Below are 17121 nucleotides of genomic sequence, written 5' to 3'. Positions count from 1 at the left end.
GCCATGCCCTCATGCAGGAGGGCTAGCCGCTCAAAAAGCGTGCGCGCTTCCGATGCTCAGGCTGCTCAATTTCCGATGATCTTTTTGCTCAAATCCTCTTGACGAAACACACCTCGACGGTGTCCATCTCCCAGGCCGCGGCGCACGCGTCCTCCCCGAGGGCGAGGAACGCGGCATGCGACCTGCGGGCGGAGTGGCGGGTCGCCGCCCGGCCCGCGGCGCGCTTCCTCGGCCTGTAGCCGACCTTGCGCCTGAGCTCCATGTTGGTCATGCCGTCGTAGCCCGCCGAGACCCAGCGGTAGATGGTCGACGGCGACAGGTCCACCGGGCCGCCGTTGCGCGCCGCCATCTGCTCGGGCGACAGCCCCCGGCGCAGGCAGTCCCTTATCGCCTCCAGCCTGGCCGCCGCGGCGGGCTCGTCGGCGTCTATCCCGCGCCTGGACGAGACGAGGACCGAGTCGGCGCACAGCTGCGCGGCCCGGGCCTCGTAGAAGACGTGGGGGCGGCGCTTGCAGCCGATCGCGCGGTACCGGCCGCAGCCGTTGCAGCATCGCGGCCACGCCGCCAGGCGCGGGCAGGCCGCCGACAGGTCGGCGGAGGCGTCCACGCGCTCGCCGCGCCTGGCCTTCGGCGCCGTCACGAACCTGTGCGACGCCACCTCGGCGCTCACCGTCGAGGGCGACCTGCCCAGCTCCCTCGCGATCTCCCTGCACGACGCCCTGCGCTCCAGCATCCTCTGGACCGTGTCCCGCTCGTGCCTCGTGAGCCTTCCGTAGGCCCTCGGGACCGCCCTTGCGGAGCCACTTTTCTTCTTTCCGGACATGCCGTCCTCCGATCTCCCGGGGCCGGCCGATCCGGCCCTCAGGGTATCGGGTTCCCACATTCATCCGCACATGTGCGGATGAATGTGGGAGGTGTTCGGATAAAGTTGATAATCAAGGCATCCCCGCCCAGAGCAAGCCCGAGCCGAGCAAGGGACATGCCCGAAAATAATTCTCTGTTAACATGAAATGCAATGTTGCAATAGGGAACGCACGCTTGAATTGGAGGATACGATGAAGATACAGGTTAAAGAGACCTTGGCCAGGCGCCGGACGGTTTTCTTCCTCACGCTCGCAGCCATCGTCGGCGTTTGCGCTTTCACCTTCTCCGGCGCCCAGAATTACGCTTGGGCTGAAGGCGAGGGACCCATTGCCACTTGGAATGAAGTCAAAGAGCCGGGATATGGCGTCGTTGAAGCAAATGAAAAGAACCTTTCGCTTGAAATAAAAATAGATAGCTTGAACGATCACCTGGAGGCCCATATCACGAATAACGACGGAGGTCCAATTCCCCCATCTGTCCTCGAGTTGACAACGGAAGATGGATCAGTATTAACCGCCCGTTTTGATTCGCCTATTTCTCCTACCAATCAAGCAGGATCTTCCATTGAAGGCTCGAAACCCACTACCCGATTCACTAAAGCAGAGCTTTACGAAACCGTCACCGTGACCTTCAATATGAACAGCCACGGAACCCAGATCATCAACCCCATTACGGTCAAGAAGGGGACGTCCGTCACCCTGCCCCAGCCCACAGACCCGAATTATGACTTCGGCGGCTGGTTCACCGATGAGAGCCTCACCACCTCGTTCAACGGCACCGCCGCTACGAACATGACCGTCTACGCCAAATGGACCGAAAAGGAAAAGGTCACCGTTTCCTTCGAATCCGAATTCGGGACCGCACCTGAAGCCGTGACCGTGAACAAGGGCCAAGTCGTCGAACTCCCTGACCTCGGCACTGACGGCGACTACACATTCGTTGGCTGGATTCCTAAGGGCTCCGAAGGCACCGATCCCCTTAAAGGCGAATACACCGCTAAAGAAAACATCACCTTCACGGCTGTCTGGGAAGCTCCCTCCACTCCCATCATCGAAATGGTCGATGTCACCTTCGACATGAACGGCCACGGCGACAGTGTGACCAAGCAGACCAAGAGGGGCAAGCCCATCACCCTTATCGATGATCCCACCGCTGAAGGCTACACCTTCAAAGGCTGGACCTACGACAAGGAAGGCAAGCAGGCCTTCGACCCCAAGAAGAACGCAGACCAGGACACCACCCTGTACGCCCAGTGGGAGAAGAATGCCGACTCCGCTCCCACCAACTCAACAATCCCCCGGACCGGTGACAACCAGATGGCACTCGTGGCATCCCTTTGCTTCAGTGCAGCAGCCCTGATAGCAGTCGGCATCGCGTTAGCCGCGTATCGCAAATGCAAGCACGTATAAAGCATACGTGACGTTACCGTTCTAATTCTCGATCTAAACAGAGGGGAGTCCCGCGGGACTCCCCTCCCCATTCGCGTACCTAATTACGCTGTTCCTACTAAAATTGGGAATTCTATTCCCAGTTTTCTCCTATTCCCACTCAATGGTCGCGGGCGGCTTGGACGTGATGTCATAGCACACGCGGTTGGCGCCGGGGACCTCGGCAACGATGCGGCCGGAAATGCGGGCCAGCACATCGTAGGGCAGCTTGGCCCAGTCGGCGGTCATGGCATCACTGGATTCGACGGCACGCAGGATGATCGGGCGCTGATAGGTGCGCTCGTCGCCCATAACGCCAACGGACTTGATGTCGGGCAGGACCGCGAAATACTGCCAGCAGCTGTGCTCGGAGTTGCGCTCGCCGGTCTGCTCAAACAGGCGCTGGTTGTAGGCGTCGAGCTCCTCGCGCACGATGGCATCGGCGTTTTTGAGGATCTCGAGCTTCTCCTTGTCGACCGCACCGATGATGCGGATGGCCAGACCCGGGCCCGGGAAAGGCTGACGGAACACGATATGACCCGGCAGGCCCAGTGCCAGACCAAGCGCGCGGACCTCGTCCTTAAAGAAGTGATCAAGCGGCTCAATGAGGTCGAAGTGTACGCCCTCGGGGAACGGGATCAGGTTGTGATGGCTCTTGATGGTGGCCGTCTTGCCGCCCGTCTTGCGAGCGCCGGACTCGATGATGTCGGGGTAGATGGTGCCCTGAGCCAGGTACTTGACCGGCTTGCCATCGGTCTCGAGCTGCTGCGCCACGGCGAAGAACTCTTTCCAGAACTGAGTACCGATGATGCGGCGCTTCTCCTCGGGCTCGATCACGCCGGCCAGAAGCTCGGCATAACGGTCCTCGGCGTGAACGTGGATAAAGTCGACATCGAACTGCTTGGTGAAGACCTCCTCCACCTGCTCGGGCTCGCCCTTGCGCAGCAGGCCGTGGTTGATGAACACACAGGTCATCTGCTTGCCCACGGCGCGAGCGCCCAGCGCAGCCACGACGGAGGAGTCGACGCCACCGGACAGGGCCAAAATCACGCGGTCGTTACCGACCTTCTCGCGGAACTCGGCCGTCATGGTCTCGACCAGGTTGTCCATGCTCCAGTTGGGCTCCAGGCCGCAGATCTCAAACAGGAAGTTGCTCAGCAGCTGCTGACCGTACTCGGAGTGCTTGACCTCGGGGTGGAACTGGGTGGTGAAAATCTTGCGCTCGGGGCACTCCATGGCAGCAACCGGGCACACGTCGGTGCTGGCGGTAACGGTAAAGCCCTCGGGCACCTCGGACACGGCGTCGCGGTGGCTCATCCACACGGTTTGCTGCATGGGCGTGGAGTTAAAGAGCTTGGCGCCGGCAGTGCGTGTGATGGTAGCACGGCCGTACTCGCCCACCTCGGAGTGGCCGACCTTGCCGCCGAGCGTCACGGCCGTGATCTGATGGCCGTAGCAGAAGCCCAGGACGGGAAGGCCCAGGTCAAAGATGGCAGGATCGATGGACGGAGCGTCCTCGGCATACACGGAGGCCGGGCCGCCGGAAAGGATGAGCGCAGAGGCGTTCATCTCGCGAATCTCATCGGCCGAGATGTCGCAGGGAACAATCTCGGAATACACGTTGAGGTCGCGGACGCGACGGGCAATGAGCTGACCGTACTGCGCACCAAAGTCGAGTACGAGGACCTTTGCGGAAGCCTTTTGATCCATGGTTTCCCCCTCTTGTTGGCGGGGAGCCGATGCCCACCCGCGCGAATAAACGAGAATAACTTTCATAGTGTACACGTTATATGGGGTTTCTCGTCCCTCGCAGCCATCAGCGCACGGCAAACGCACGACCTGGGCCCCTATTTGACGGCAATTGAAGTGTTACCAAACGTTACAGATGATGTAATACGTTTGAACATTGGACGCCCTGTGCCACAATACTGCCGAACGACTCCGCCTCTGGGGCGGCAAATACGATAGGAACACCAACATGAAGCGCATCCTTCTCATCGCCACGGGCGGCACCATCGCATCGACCGAGGACGGCAACGGCCTCTCCCCCGCCCTGACCGGTGAGGAACTCGCCCAGAGCGTCCCCGAGATCTCGGGCCTCTGCGAGCTCGACGTCATGCAGCCCATGAACATCGACAGCACCAATATGCGTCCGAGTGACTGGATGCGTATCCGCGACGTCATCGTCGAGGGTTATGCTGACCACGACGGCTTCGTGATTCTGCACGGCACCGACACCATGAGCTACACCGCGGCGGCGCTTTCTTACCTGATTCAGGACAGCCCCAAGCCCATCGTGCTCACCGGCTCGCAAAAGCCCATGGGCAACCCCTTTACCGATGCCAAGCTCAATCTGTACCAGAGCCTGCTCTATGCGCTCGACGAGCATTCGCACGACGTCTCAATCGTGTTTGGCGGTGTGGCCATCGCCGGCACGCGCGCCCGCAAGCAGCGCACCATGAGCTTTAACGCGTTCATCAGCGTCAACTATCCGCCCATTGCCTACATCCGCAACGACCGCATCGTGCGCAACGGGCTCCACGGCACCCACCAGAATGAGAGCCCGGTTCGTTTCTACGACAGTATCGACCCGCGCGTGTTTGTCCTTAAGCTCACGCCCGGCGTGAATCCAGGCATATTGGACGCCCTGACCGATAGCTACGACGCCGTAATTCTGGAGACCTTTGGCATTGGCGGTATTCCCGAGTTTGGCGAGTCCGGCGAGTCATTCCAGGAGGCGATTTTCCGCTGGGTCGATTCGGGTCGCACCGTCGTTATGACCACACAGGTCCCCGAAGAGGGCCTCGATCTGGGTGTTTATGAGGTCGGCCGTGCCTACGCCGACCATCCGGGTATTTTGCGCGGCGACGATATGACCACCGAAACGCTCGTGGCCAAGACCATGTGGGCGCTCGGCCAGTCACGTGATGCGGCCGAGATTCAGCGCCTGTTCTACAGCCAGGTCAACCATGACCGCATCCCGATGGTGTAGCTAAAACAAAATCCGCCTCTTTGGGCCTTGTGGGGCACGTGGTGCCTCTCGGAACGTGCAAAAAGCGGAGTTTTCAGCACCCGCCCCTTCCGGAAACGTTAAAACCGCTAGCTGTAAATCGCTTTTCGGTTCGATAGGCTCGTCCCACGCGTCTATTATTCCTCATAATAATGAATTTTGTGGATAATCCAAAACAGCAAGCATCGTATTTGCGCCTTCGGTTGCTGCCAATTTATTGAGGGATGCTGAATACTCGGGTTTTTGCACGCCGCCGTCGGGGGGACCCGTTCAGCAAACGACAAATCTAGCAAAAACGCCTACTCAATGCCCTCGAGAAGCTCTGACACCGTCATACCAAGCGCGGGCGCAAGTTTAAATAAAATCTCGAGCGTGCTGTTTGCCGTTCCGCTTTCGATTTGATCGAGATAAGGTCGGCTGATACCAACCGCCACGCAAAAATCGACCTTGGAGATACCAAGGGCCTTGCGCGTCCGCTCGACTCGCTCGCCAAGAATCTGTTTCGCATGTTCGTTCATGCAGACGAGTTTGAAATGGAGCAAAACAAAAACGTAAACTATAGTTTACGTTTTGCCCAATATACAGGAGTTTTCTATGTCGGGTTCTTCGGTCCGCATGTACCGAGCCACGCTTCGCACAAACAGCGCACCGCCCAAGCTTGTCGTCGTTGAGGCAGAGTGCCTTTCGCCCGATGAGCGCACAGCATTTGCATTGCTATCAAGTCGCGTCGCCGCCGTTTTGGTCCCTTGCCCGGCGCAAGGTGAACTTGCCATCCAATGCCAAGCGCACGGCTGCTCACTCAATCAGGCTGCCGTAATCGCAACCAGCCAGTGTGGCCTGCCCCTTCTCTTGGAAGCCGGTATCGCGCTCTGCCTTCGCGGTGCCGGATACGAAAACGAGGCCGCCGCCGATGTGGTCTTTCAACCACGATCGAGCGGCGGCCTCGCAGCAGCCATCGAATATGCTTGCAGGCTCGTTGCCTAAAGGCGCAAGCTAAAAGCCCAGGCCAAAGCCTGTGCCGGTAATCGCCGAATACATAAAGTAGACGTTAATTACGTTGAGGAATGCGCCCGTGATGCAGCCGTTTCGCAGGTAGCGCTCGCACACGATGCGCGCCATGGCGGCGGAGTCCTCATTGTTCTTTGCCTGGCGTCCCGCCGTAAAGTACGTCGCCACGCTCAGCAGCAGGTTGAGCACCGGCAGCGCCAGCAGCTCGTAGCTCTTGCCCCAGCGCGTCACCTCACCGGCGGCATTAAACTTTGTTGCCACCTCGGGACCAATGTTGGGGATTACAAACGCTGCGACCACCAGCGGAAGCACTGCAAGCACCAGCAGCGCGATGCCCATGTAGCCAGCTTTTTTTCCATATTTAAACATGCTCGCCGTCCTTACACGTTAAAGCGGAAGTGCACGACGTCGCCATCGGCCATGACATACTCTTTGCCCTCGATGCGCAGCTTGCCTGCAGCCTTGGCGCCTTGCTCGCCACCGAGCTCGATGTAGTCGTCATAGCCAATGACCTCGGCCTTAATAAAGCCGCGCTCAAAGTCGGTATGGATGACACCGGCGGCCTGCGGGGCGGTCGCGCCCTGACGCACCGTCCAGGCCTTGACCTCCATCTCGCCAGCCGTAAAGAACGACTGCAGACCGAGCAGCTTGTAGGCTGCCTGCGCGAGCACGTCCAGGCCGGGCTGCTCCAGGCCCAGGCTCTCCAGGTAGTCGGCCGCATCCTCGGGATCGAGCTCGGAAAGCTCGGCCTCGATCTTGGCGCAGATCGGCAGCGGCTTGACGCCATCGATGGGCGCCAGGTCCTCGTTGAGCATGTCCTCGTCCACGTTGGCCACATACAAGATGGGCTTCATGGTGAGTAGGAACAGGCCCTTCGCAGCGGCGCGCTCCTCGTCGGTCATCTCCATGGACGCGGCGCGCTTGCCCTCGTTGAGCCAGGCGAGCAGGCGCTTGGCGACCTCAAACTTGGGCATGAGCTCCTTGTCGCGCTTGGCCTCCTTCTCGAGCTTAGGCAGCTGCTTCTCGAGCGTGCCCATGTCGGCCAGGATGAGCTCGGTCATGATGGTGTCGGCATCGCCGGCGGGATCGACGAACTCGCCCGTGCGACCCACCTCACGCATGACGTTGGGATCCTTAAAATAGCGCACGACCTCGCAGATAGCGTCGGTCTCGCGAATGTTTGCCAAGAACTGGTTGCCCAGGCCCTCGCCCTCGTTGGCACCCTTCACCAGGCCCGCGATGTCGACAAACTCGACCGTAGCCGGCACAATGCGGCCAGGGTTGACAATGTCGGCGAGCTTTTGCAGGCGGCTATCGGGCACATCGACGATACCCACGTTGGGGTCGATCGTGGCGAACGGGTAGTTGGCGGCAAGGCCGGTCTTTTTGGTAAGCGCGGTGAACAGCGTCGACTTGCCCACGTTGGGCAGGCCCACGATACCGATGGAAAGGGACACGACAGCTCCTTTTGGTACAGGTACTTCAAACTGCATAAGTATAGCGCCGCCACAGCATCCGGGCGAATCCGGACACCGCGGCGGCGCAAATGAAGCAGAGATTGGGGTAGCTGGCTAGTCCGCGAGCTTCTCCACCTGGTCGAGCATCTTGTCGAGCTTGGCCTTCGCCTCGGCTTTTACCTTTTGGGCCTCTTCGTGGGCTTTGGCCTTCTGAGCGGCCTTTTCCTCGGCTTCGGGGTCGACGACAACCAAGTTGGACGCATCGTGTTCGACCAGCTTGAGCGCATGTTCGGGACAAACCTTGACACAGGCACCGCAGCCCAAGCAATACGTGGACTCCAACGCGAAGCGGCCGCTTCCCACCAAATCGCAGGCGAACGTGGGGCATACATTGACGCACTCGCCACACGATGTGCACTTGTCAAAATCGCACTCAGGCGTACTCACCTGCATGTTCTGGGCAAGCTCGGGATGGTTCTGCAGTGTCGAAAGCACCAGCTGCCGCCCATGCGTGAGCGAACGGCGACGCTTTGCCGTCGTGGTGCCGCACATGGTGTTGAGCGTGCGCTCCAGCTGGGTAATCTGATGGCGATGGGCCTTCAACTTCTGCGTCACCGAGGCCAGCGCCGCCGTCGCCGGGTTGAGCTTGGTCACCGTCAGACCCGTCGTGCGGGCAATCTTTTCCATGTACTCCTTGCGCTCGTACTCGCGAAGCTTATGGCACTTGAGGCTCTTGGGGTCGATCTCCAGGCCCATACCCGTGCCAGACCACTCCTCAGCCTTCGCAATCGCCTCGCCCAGGATATCCTCGCCGCCGGTGTTGCGGCATTTATCGCACACGCCCAGGGGCAGGTACACACTCACGTTGGGATAGTCCGCCAGTACCGAGAACCAGGTCTCGGCCGTAATATCGCCCACGCAGGCAACGACGACCTCGTTCTCGCGCGGCATGCGCTTGAGGGCGCGTGTGCAGATGACGTAGGCGGTCTCGTGGCTCGTTGCTGCCGAGACAATGTCGTCATACAGGTTTTTGGGCGCCAGGCGCGGCGAGATGATCGCCTCGGTCGGACAGGCAGCGGCGCACAGGCCGCACTTGCGGCAGGAGTCGAGAATCTCAATAGAGTCTTCCTCGACCTCGATAGCGTTGACCGGGCACACATCCATGCACGCGGAGCAGCCACTCTTTTCGTTTTTGCAGGTCAGGCACGGAATGGTGTTGCCGCGCGGACGCTCCTTGTAGTCGGCGGGATTCCACTGCGGCGCCGACGGATCAAGCGCATCGGTCACACCGCCAAGCGGGTTTTTAAGAAAGTCGAAACCCTTGCTGATCTCGATAATGTCATCAAACAGATCGTGTTCCTGCGCCATGCGCGGCCCCTCCCTGAGCAGTGCAAACAAGCAAGAGATAATGATACGCCATCGGCCCACGCCTCGGGCAAATTACATGCGGCGCATCATTGAGACAAATAGCCTATGGCCTATCGCCGCCTCGATTGCACAAGGTCAATCAAGCGCCAAGCTATGCCTCGCACATGAGCTGCACGAGCTTTTGTTTGGTCACCTTGGCCTGTTCGTTAGCCATATTGCGCTCGTTCTTAAAAGTTGCGTCCGCAACGCTCAGCAGGTCATCATCGGAAATCTCACCAAGGCCCAGCTCCTCGAGTGTCGTCGGCAGACCCACGCGCTGGCAAAACTCGAGCACCTGATCAAGCTCGGGCGCGCACTCCAAACGAAGCTGCACCACCAGGCCAAATGCCACGGCCTCACCATGCATGGCCTTGCACTCGGGCAGAATCGTCAGGCCGTTGGCGATGGCATGGGCAAGCGCTAGGCCACCGCTCTCAAAGCCAACACCCGAGAGCAGAATATTGCACTCGATCAGGCGCTCAACCGCCGGCGATATACGACCCTTTTTAAGATCGCGCTTGGCAGCGACGCCGCACTCCATGAGTGTGTCATAGCAGGCACGAGCCGCGACCAAGGCCAAGTGTCCCGACGCGCCACCGTGCTCGTTGGTACCGTGCGCCGCGGCGCACGAACGCGCCTCGAAGTACGTTGCCAGCGCGTCGCCCATACCAGCGACCGTCATACGCAGCGGAGCCGCCGCGACCACGCCGGTATCGACCACAACCAAATCTGGATTCTTTTCGAGCATCAGATAGCGGTCGAACGACCCATCCTCGTGATACAGCACCGAAATCGCGCTGCACGGACCGTCCATCGAAGCCGCCGTGGGGCATACGCACAACGGCAACTCGGCATAAAACGCAACGGCCTTGGCGATATCGAGCATCTTGCCGCCGCCAATACCCACCACCATGTCGCAATACTCAGCCTGGGCTTCCTTAGCCATTTCGACAACGGCCTCTTCCGTACACGGACCGTCATAAATCTTAAAGAACGGCTCGCTTAGATCTTCGTCCAGAAATCCATCGACGATCTGCCTGCACAGCCGATCCTCGGTGCCCTGGTCAAACAAGACATAGGCAGCGCAGCCCAACCATGACAAATATCTGCCCTGACGCGAAAGTTCGCCCGGCCCCTGAACATACCGGCCGGGACCGCCATAAACCATAGGAAGCGCCATACGAGAATCCGCCCTTCATCAAACAACGATTGGTGCAAAGCCACCTGTCCCCTTGTGGCAACTTGGCGCATTGAGGACAGGTTAGATTGCACCATAGAAAAAGGGTCCCGCGCACAGAGCGCGAGACCCTTATCAGAACAATGTGTGCCGATTAGAACGTGACCGGGGTGTCGGTGTAGACGCACTCGAGCAGCTGCTCCATCTCCTCCTGAGACGGCTGGCGCGGGTTGGAGCCCGTGCAGGCGTCGAGGATGGCGTTGGCGGCAACGTCGTGCTTCTTAGCCTCGAACTCATCGTAATCGATGATGGACTCGTCGGCCTTCACGCCCTTGGCACCGTAGTTCTTGATGCCCTGCGGGATGTCGAGCTTGTCGTTGAGGTCGCGAATCTCCTGGACCAGAGCCTCGACCAGCTCGTCCTCGGTCTCGCCGGCGAGGTGCAGGATCTCCTTGGCGATGAAGGCGTAGCGGCTCTTGGCGCGAGCGTCCTTGGCGTTGAACTGGATGACCTTGCCCAGGTACATGGCGTTGGCGCAACCGTGGATGATGTGGTCGCCCTCAAAGGCGGCACCGGTCTTGTGAGCCATGGAGTGGACAATGCCCAGCAGACCCGAGGAGAAGGCGATGCCGGCGATGCACTGGGCGTCGTGCATGTGCTGGCGGGCCTCATGATCGCCCTGATAGGACTTGGGCAGCCACTCGACGATCTCGCGGATAGCATGCAGGGCGTTGGCGTCGGTGTACATGGAACCAGCGGTGGAGACGTAGGCCTCGATGGCGTGAGTCAGAGCGTCCATACCGGTGTGAGCGCACAGCTTGGCGGGCATGGTGTAGGTGAGCTCGGGGTCGACGATGGCGACATCAGGGGTGATGTTGAAGTCGGCCAGCGGGTACTTGATGCCCTTGGCGTAGTCGGTGATGACGGAGAACGCGGTTACCTCGGTAGCGGTGCCGGAGGTAGAGGAGATGGCGCAGAAGTGAGCCTTCTGACGGAGCTCCGGGAAGGAGAACGGGACGACTGCCTCCTCGAAGGTCTCCTCGGGATACTCGTAGAACAGCCACATAGCCTTAGCGGCATCGATGGGCGAGCCACCGCCAATGGCGATAATCCAGTCGGGCTGGAACTCGGTCATGGCCTCGGCGCCCTTCATGACCGTCTCGACGGACGGATCGGACTCGACGCCCTCGAACAACTTGACCTCGAAACCGGCCTCCTTGAGGTCGGCCTCGACGTCCTGCAAAAAACCGCCGCGGCGCATGGAGCCGCCGCCGGTCACGATGATGGCCTTGCTGCCCTTGAGGTTCTTCACCTCGTGGCGAGCGCCCTCACCAAAGTACAGATCGCGAGGATTGGTAAAACGTCCCATACTGTGCCTCCTAAACAAGCCCCTCTTAGACTTGCGTATATAACGGAGCACCCGATTGGCTCCGTTAGGACCGTTTTGCGCGTTGCCGGCGATGACAATGCGCGATGTCTAAACGTCTCAACGCTCAGACAAATATTATTTTACCGTTCTGGTTGGTCAGTTATTTACCGAAAGCCGACAATGATGAAACGTTTTTTCTATCCCTGAAGACCCTTATGCGGCATTCATACTCCCAAGCTGGGCAAACGTTTTATCAAGGTTGACCACATATCCAGGGCAGGACTGTGCCCCTCCAAAAGACACACCGTTCGCCGCCAAAAATCGACCGTTTGCGGCACCGTGATACCACTCGGTCGTCCAAGGTGCCGACATTTGTGCGACATCCGTCTTCGTGGTGCAAAGGTGCATGTCCAAGTGCGGCACTCCCAATGTGCCTCATGCGGGTAAACTAGAACCTTATATAGAGACATTTGAACCCTAACCGCAGCAAAGGAGGCCCCATGGCATTCGATCCCATTCAAGAAGATTGCCATCGCCTCGTTCTTGAGGCCTTGCGCCGCGACAATATCCCGCTCACCGACGGCCCTGCCGTAGAGCGTCTGATGGAACAATTCACCCGCAACCCCGCGCCGCTCATCGTGCACGACCGCGACCGCGCCGGACATCTGATTGCCAAGGTAGTCGAGGCTGTCGACTACCGCATTCCCTTTATCCCTGACGATACCCAGGCAGAGCAAGAAGAGGCCGCTGCCGAAAACATGCTTTGCGAGGCAGCCGCACTCGACCCGACCAACTGGGACGCTCAGCGCATGTTGACCGCCCTCACCGCTAACTCCAACGAGGAGTACGTACAGTACTTGGTATCCAAGTGCGATGAAGTCGAGCACGACCTGGCACTCAAGATCGCCTCGGCGCAGGACCCCTACGAGCGCGAGGCCGCAGGCGACCTTACACGCCGCCCCTACCTGCGCTGGCTTGCCGCCCTTGCGTCGCGCGCCCTCATTAGCGGCCGTTACCGCCTGTCGCTCGAAACCGCAAACCGCAGCCTGGACTTTGCCCCCAACGATCCGGCCGGTGTCCGCCACACTGCGATGCTCGCCATGGCAAAACTCGAATACCCCGCCGAGGAGCTCAAACGCTTTCGCTCTGCCCACTCCGTCCCCTATCTTGCCAACACGCCGCTGCGTCGTCGTCCCAAGGACGCGGAGCGCGACTTAGACCCGTGGACACTCATCGCGCTGATGAGCGCTGCCTGGCGCGAGCTGGACTACGAGGGCGCCGAGCACTACTTGCGCATCCTTGCGCGCTCGTGCCCGCACGCAGCCGAGGCGCTTTACTTTCAAACCGAGTTTCCCGATGGCGTCTATGCCCGCGTCAACGTGGGCGTGGGCTCCACCGACGAGCTTGTCCTTGCGCTGTCCGAAGCGACGCCGGTACTGCAGGAGGGCTTGGGCGCCCCCGACAACGCCAGCTTTGCCGCCTGGGTCGCCACCAACGATATCGTGCGTTCCCAGATTGACGAGCGCATCCTGCGGGCGGCCGAGCAGGGCTTGCCGTTTAAGGGAGGAGACCTCTAATGGATCCGAGCGTCTACATCCCCGCCTACCTGGAGCGCGCCTACGTTGCGTCGCACCCCGAACTCACCGATGCAGCACGCGATCTTGTCCATAACGACGTAAGCGTCAACCCTCATAAGTATGCGCAGACCGAGCATGCCCAGGCACTGCTTTCCTATGCCGGTGTTCACCGCCACCTGCTCGACGAGCTCCATCGTATCGAGGATATGGGCAGCGATGAGGAGTTTGAGCAGACGCGCAACCGCCTGTTCGACGATATGCGCGATGAGCTGCTCAAGATCGTCCGCGTCGATGCGTATGTCTTCGATGCCCAGCTGCTTGCCATCATTTTGGCGGACACGCCCGTCGACGCCTGCCTGGGCGACCTGATGAAGCTCGAGGCGACCACAGCCGATTACTTACGGCAAAGCGTGCCCGGATTCGATATGGAGGCCCCGCACTACTGGACCAACAAGGTGCTGGCAGACGGCGTGACGGCGGCCGATCTCACCGTGAGCGAGCCGGCGCTTATCGGGTGGCTCCACACGCTCGAGGCCATCTCGCAGCTGTGCATGGCGAGCGCTCGCTACCGTGCTGCCGTCAACTATTCTCGCCGTGTTCTTAAGGCGGAAGGCTATCCCACCCGAGCTGCCGGCACCGTGCTACTCGCCCTCGCTCGTCTGGAAGACGAGGACGGTTTTTTTGCCCTGGCCCACCAGCTCGAGGAACAGATGGGGGCCGATGCCCTCGAGAACTCCCCCTGGTACCTACTCGCCCGCACGATCCTGCTGTTCAAAACAAACAAGATGCGCCCGGCGACACGCGCCCTGCGTGAGTTTGCCAACCGCTGCGAGGGCGGCGCGTTCTTTTTGCTGAACCCCATGTATCAGACGCCGTACCTTCCCTGCCGGCCCGAGCCGCACGACCCCTGGGACCTTTCGCACCAGGCAGTTTGGGAGGCCGACGGTATCATCTCGGATACTCCCGACTTTGCCCCCTGGGCCAACGCTTGCGAAGACGTATCGCAGCTTGCCCAGGAATTTGCGCGCCGTTATGGCTTTTAACGGCACGATCGCCACGACCATGTCATTCACGTTAGGAACGGCTTCATGAACTTCCGCTCATCTCTCGCCTGCACTTCGAGCGATATCGCCCGCTGGGGGCTGCGCTCCATCCTTAAGCGCCAGGGCGGCGTACTCCCCGGCCGCATCGCCATGAAGATCGACCCCGAGCTGCTAAGCGACCTCGCGAGCCTTGTCGACCGCAGCGTGGTGGTCACCGGCACCAACGGTAAGACCACCACCTCCAACCTCATCGCCGACGCCGTTGCCGCCAGCGGCGCCACCGTGGTATGCAACCGCGCCGGCAACAACATGGAGCCGGGCGTGGTGGGTGCCCTGCTCGAGGGCCGCAGCGATCTTAAGCGTGCCGACAGCAGCAAGCGCGTAGGCGTCTTTGAGTGCGACGAGCTCTACACGGTGCGCGTCTTGCCCAAGCTCAAGCCAACGTACTTTGTGCTGCTCAACCTGTTCCGCGACCAGCTGGACCGCTACGGCGAGATCGACCACACCCAGGACGTCATAGCCCACGCGTTGGAGCTTTCGCCGGCAACGACGCTCATCTATAACGCCGACGACCCGCTCTGCGCCTCGATCGCCGCACGCGTCCCCAATGTGAGCATCGCCTTTGGCATCGACGGCGCCACGGGCACCGAGTCCGATCGCATTAGCGACTCGCGTTTTTGCTCGCAATGCAACGCGCCGCTGGAGTACGACTATGTGCAGTACGGCCAGCTCGGCGCCTATCATTGTCCTTCGTGCGGTTGGGGTCGCCCCGCGCTGGTCCGTCGCGTGACAGGCGTTGAGCTCGGCTGCGACGGCTACGGCTTTGACCTGGCCTTTGGACCCGAGGCAAAAGCGCCCGCAACGCACATCGCCACACGCTACAACGGCCTGTACATGGTCTACAACGTTGCCGCCGCCTTCTTTGCGGCGCGCGAGTTGGGCGTGGACGCAGCGCATCTGCAGCCCACGCTCGATGCCTACGTCCCCGCCGGCGGACGCATGGGCCGCTGGGAGATTGCCGGCCGTACCGTCGAGGCAAACCTGGCCAAAAATCCCGTAGGCTTCGATCGCCAGATCCAGTCCATTAAAACGGCAGGCGGCAGGCTATGCGCCTTCTTCCTGAATGACAACGACGCCGACGGCCACGATGTCTCGTGGATCTACGACGTCGACTTCGAGCGCATCGCCGATACCCCAGGGCTTGTCGCCTTTGCCGGGGGTACGCGCGCGCACGACATGCAGGTGCGCCTGAAATACGCCGGCATCGACGCCGCCATCATCTCGAATATCGAGCAGGCGATCGGCGCCGTGGCAGATGAGGCCGCCGATGACACCTTCTGCGCCGTCGCCAATTACACGGCATTCCCGCCGCTGGTCAAAGAGCTCGACGGACTTAAAGACGCCGATGCGAGCTCGGTTGCCTCCTGCGCCGTAACACGCACCGATGGCAGCGCCGTCCCCACCGATATTGCGCCGGTCGAGCTTCCGCGCCCGCTGCGCATCGTCTATCTGTATCCCGATGCCCTCAACCTCTATGGCGACGGCGGCAACGTCATCGCCCTCGAGCGCCGCTGCGCCTGGCGCGGCATTCCCGCGTGCGTGGACGAGGTCCGCATGGGCGAGACGCTCGATCTTACCGACGCCGACATCGTCATGATGGGCGGCGGTGCCGACCGCGATCAGTTGGCTGTGGCACACGAGCTGCTCGCTCAAAAGGACAAGGTTGCGACATATGTTGAGGACGGCGGCTCGTTGCTCGCTATCTGCGGCAGCTATCAGCTGCTCGGTCGTTCGTACTATATGGGCGAGAATCGCATCGAGGGTCTAGGTGTCATCGCCGCCGAGACCGTGCGCGGCTCCGACCGCCTGATAGGCAACGTCGCCGTCAAGACCGACCTGGCACCCGAGCCCTTTGTGGGGTTCGAGAACCACGGCGGCCGCACCCTGCTCGATGCAGAGGCCACGCCGCTCGGAACATCTGTCGTCACGGGCACCGGCAACAACGGCGACGATGGCTTTGAGGGCCTCATCTACAAGGGCGTCATCGGCACGTACCTACACGGACCGGCACTGCCCAAGAACCCCGAGCTCGCCGACTGGCTCATCGCCCATGCCCTCGAGCGCCGTGGCGATGCACAGGCCGCCGCCCTGCTGCCGCTCAAGCCCCTCGACGACACCTACGAGCACGCCGCCCACGACGCCGCGATGAAGCTCCTCCCCTAACGCCCCGCCACCACAAAGGGACAGGCATCTTTGTGGTGGTTTTGACCCGTCCCAGCGGTTTGTCTCAATCTGTAACATCTAGACCGCCAAAGGTCGTCTTACTGTTACAGATTGAGACGTTCGTCCCGACGCCTGCATTTTGTCTCAATCTGTAACAGATAAGGCCGATTTACCCGCCCAGATGTTATAGATTGAGATTTTTGAAGATCGGGGGGAGAGGGCCAGCTCCTGTGTGGTGGTTTTCCAGTTTGCCAACGATATACGCGCCGACAAAAAAGTCTGCTATACTCTTTCCCGCTGTCCCCATCGTCTAGCGGCCAAGGACGCCACCCTTTCAAGGTGGATATCGCGGGTTCGAATCCCGCTGGGGGCACCATTTGAAACGAGAAGCCCGTTACCCCCACGGTGACGGGCTTTTTTCTACCCCAACGCCGGGATTCGAACCCGACAGGGTGCGGAGCTGAGGAAACGCGAAGCGTTTTCCAGCGCAGCACGCAAGGAGCGAAGCGACGCAGCGAAGGCGGGCGGCGCCAGCCGCACGCGGATATCCCGCTGGGGG

The 17121-nt window shown here is 60.6% G+C and carries 14 protein-coding genes and 1 tRNA gene; 7 read left to right on the top strand and 8 right to left on the bottom strand.

Annotated features, from left to right (window positions below; genetic code table 11):
- Nucleotides 1-88: 88 nt before the first annotated feature.
- The gene (locus tag ACTQX9_RS09310) at nt 89-823 is read right to left on the bottom strand and encodes a helix-turn-helix domain-containing protein (protein ID WP_441541345.1); all 735 of its coding nucleotides are present in this window, start codon (nt 821-823) and stop codon (nt 89-91) included.
- Nucleotides 824-1055: 232 nt separating this feature from the next.
- Between ACTQX9_RS09310 and ACTQX9_RS09305 the strand changes: the two genes are divergently transcribed.
- On the top strand, nt 1056-2273 hold the full coding sequence (locus ACTQX9_RS09305) for an InlB B-repeat-containing protein (protein WP_441541343.1): 1218 nt from the start codon (nt 1056-1058) through the stop codon (nt 2271-2273).
- A 129-nt stretch (nt 2274-2402) separates the two neighbouring features.
- Here ACTQX9_RS09305 and guaA read toward each other — a convergent pair whose 3' ends face one another.
- Nucleotides 2403-4001: a glutamine-hydrolyzing GMP synthase gene (gene guaA, locus ACTQX9_RS09300; RefSeq protein WP_441541341.1), complete on the bottom strand. Its 1599-nt coding sequence runs from the start codon at nt 3999-4001 to the stop codon at nt 2403-2405.
- Nucleotides 4002-4269: 268 nt separating this feature from the next.
- Here guaA and ACTQX9_RS09295 point away from each other — a divergent pair, with 268 nt between their 5' ends.
- The gene (locus tag ACTQX9_RS09295) at nt 4270-5283 is read left to right on the top strand and encodes an asparaginase (protein ID WP_441541339.1); all 1014 of its coding nucleotides are present in this window, start codon (nt 4270-4272) and stop codon (nt 5281-5283) included.
- 317 nt (nt 5284-5600) lie between these two features.
- On the opposite strand, the gene ACTQX9_RS09290 is transcribed toward ACTQX9_RS09295, so the two are convergent.
- Nucleotides 5601-5819 carry a helix-turn-helix domain-containing protein gene (locus ACTQX9_RS09290; RefSeq protein ID WP_427719445.1) on the bottom strand — a complete coding sequence of 73 codons (219 nt, stop codon included), beginning with the start codon at nt 5817-5819 and terminating at the stop codon, nt 5601-5603.
- A 76-nt stretch (nt 5820-5895) separates the two neighbouring features.
- Here ACTQX9_RS09290 and ACTQX9_RS09285 point away from each other — a divergent pair, with 76 nt between their 5' ends.
- The gene (locus ACTQX9_RS09285) at nt 5896-6285 is read left to right on the top strand and encodes a hypothetical protein (RefSeq protein ID WP_195838610.1); all 390 of its coding nucleotides are present in this window, start codon (nt 5896-5898) and stop codon (nt 6283-6285) included.
- 9 nt (nt 6286-6294) lie between these two features.
- On the opposite strand, the gene ACTQX9_RS09280 is transcribed toward ACTQX9_RS09285, so the two are convergent.
- From ACTQX9_RS09280 to ACTQX9_RS09260, 5 genes are all read right to left on the bottom strand, one after another.
- Complete coding sequence (locus ACTQX9_RS09280; protein WP_154517947.1) at nt 6295-6678, bottom strand: DUF1648 domain-containing protein; 384 nt, start codon at nt 6676-6678, stop codon at nt 6295-6297.
- An 11-nt stretch (nt 6679-6689) separates the two neighbouring features.
- Nucleotides 6690-7766, bottom strand: a complete 1077-nt coding sequence (ychF, locus tag ACTQX9_RS09275) for a redox-regulated ATPase YchF (protein WP_089572784.1) — start codon at nt 7764-7766, stop codon at nt 6690-6692.
- Between the two features lie 114 nt (nt 7767-7880).
- On the bottom strand, nt 7881-9134 hold the full coding sequence (locus tag ACTQX9_RS09270; protein ID WP_441541337.1) for a 4Fe-4S binding protein: 1254 nt from the start codon (nt 9132-9134) through the stop codon (nt 7881-7883).
- A 151-nt stretch (nt 9135-9285) separates the two neighbouring features.
- Entirely contained in the window at nt 9286-10353 is a 1068-nt protein-coding gene (locus tag ACTQX9_RS09265; protein WP_441541335.1) for a glycerol dehydrogenase, read from the bottom strand.
- 151 nt (nt 10354-10504) lie between these two features.
- Nucleotides 10505-11719 carry an iron-containing alcohol dehydrogenase gene (locus ACTQX9_RS09260; protein WP_117794788.1) on the bottom strand — a complete coding sequence of 405 codons (1215 nt, stop codon included), beginning with the start codon at nt 11717-11719 and terminating at the stop codon, nt 10505-10507.
- A 500-nt stretch (nt 11720-12219) separates the two neighbouring features.
- Between ACTQX9_RS09260 and ACTQX9_RS09255 the strand changes: the two genes are divergently transcribed.
- From ACTQX9_RS09255 to ACTQX9_RS09240, 4 genes are all read left to right on the top strand, one after another.
- Nucleotides 12220-13296 (top strand): hypothetical protein, encoded by a 1077-nt coding sequence (locus tag ACTQX9_RS09255; RefSeq protein ID WP_441541333.1) that lies wholly within the window; start codon nt 12220-12222, stop codon nt 13294-13296.
- Nucleotides 13296-14339: a hypothetical protein gene (locus ACTQX9_RS09250; RefSeq protein ID WP_441016443.1), complete on the top strand. Its 1044-nt coding sequence runs from the start codon at nt 13296-13298 to the stop codon at nt 14337-14339. The genes ACTQX9_RS09255 and ACTQX9_RS09250 overlap by 1 nt, the downstream gene beginning before the upstream one ends.
- Before the next feature lie 45 nt (nt 14340-14384).
- Nucleotides 14385-16562, top strand: a complete 2178-nt coding sequence (locus ACTQX9_RS09245; RefSeq protein ID WP_441541331.1) for a MurT ligase domain-containing protein — start codon at nt 14385-14387, stop codon at nt 16560-16562.
- 299 nt (nt 16563-16861) lie between these two features.
- Nucleotides 16862-16938: transfer RNA gene (locus ACTQX9_RS09240), tRNA-Glu, on the top strand.
- Nucleotides 16939-17121 lie beyond the last annotated feature (183 nt).

It is taken from the genome of Collinsella sp. LCP19S3_F2 (assembly GCF_052121015.1).
GTDB lineage: Bacteria > Actinomycetota > Coriobacteriia > Coriobacteriales > Coriobacteriaceae > Collinsella.
Note: the sequence above shows the minus strand (reverse complement) of the source record. Positions and strands in the feature narration are given on the sequence as shown.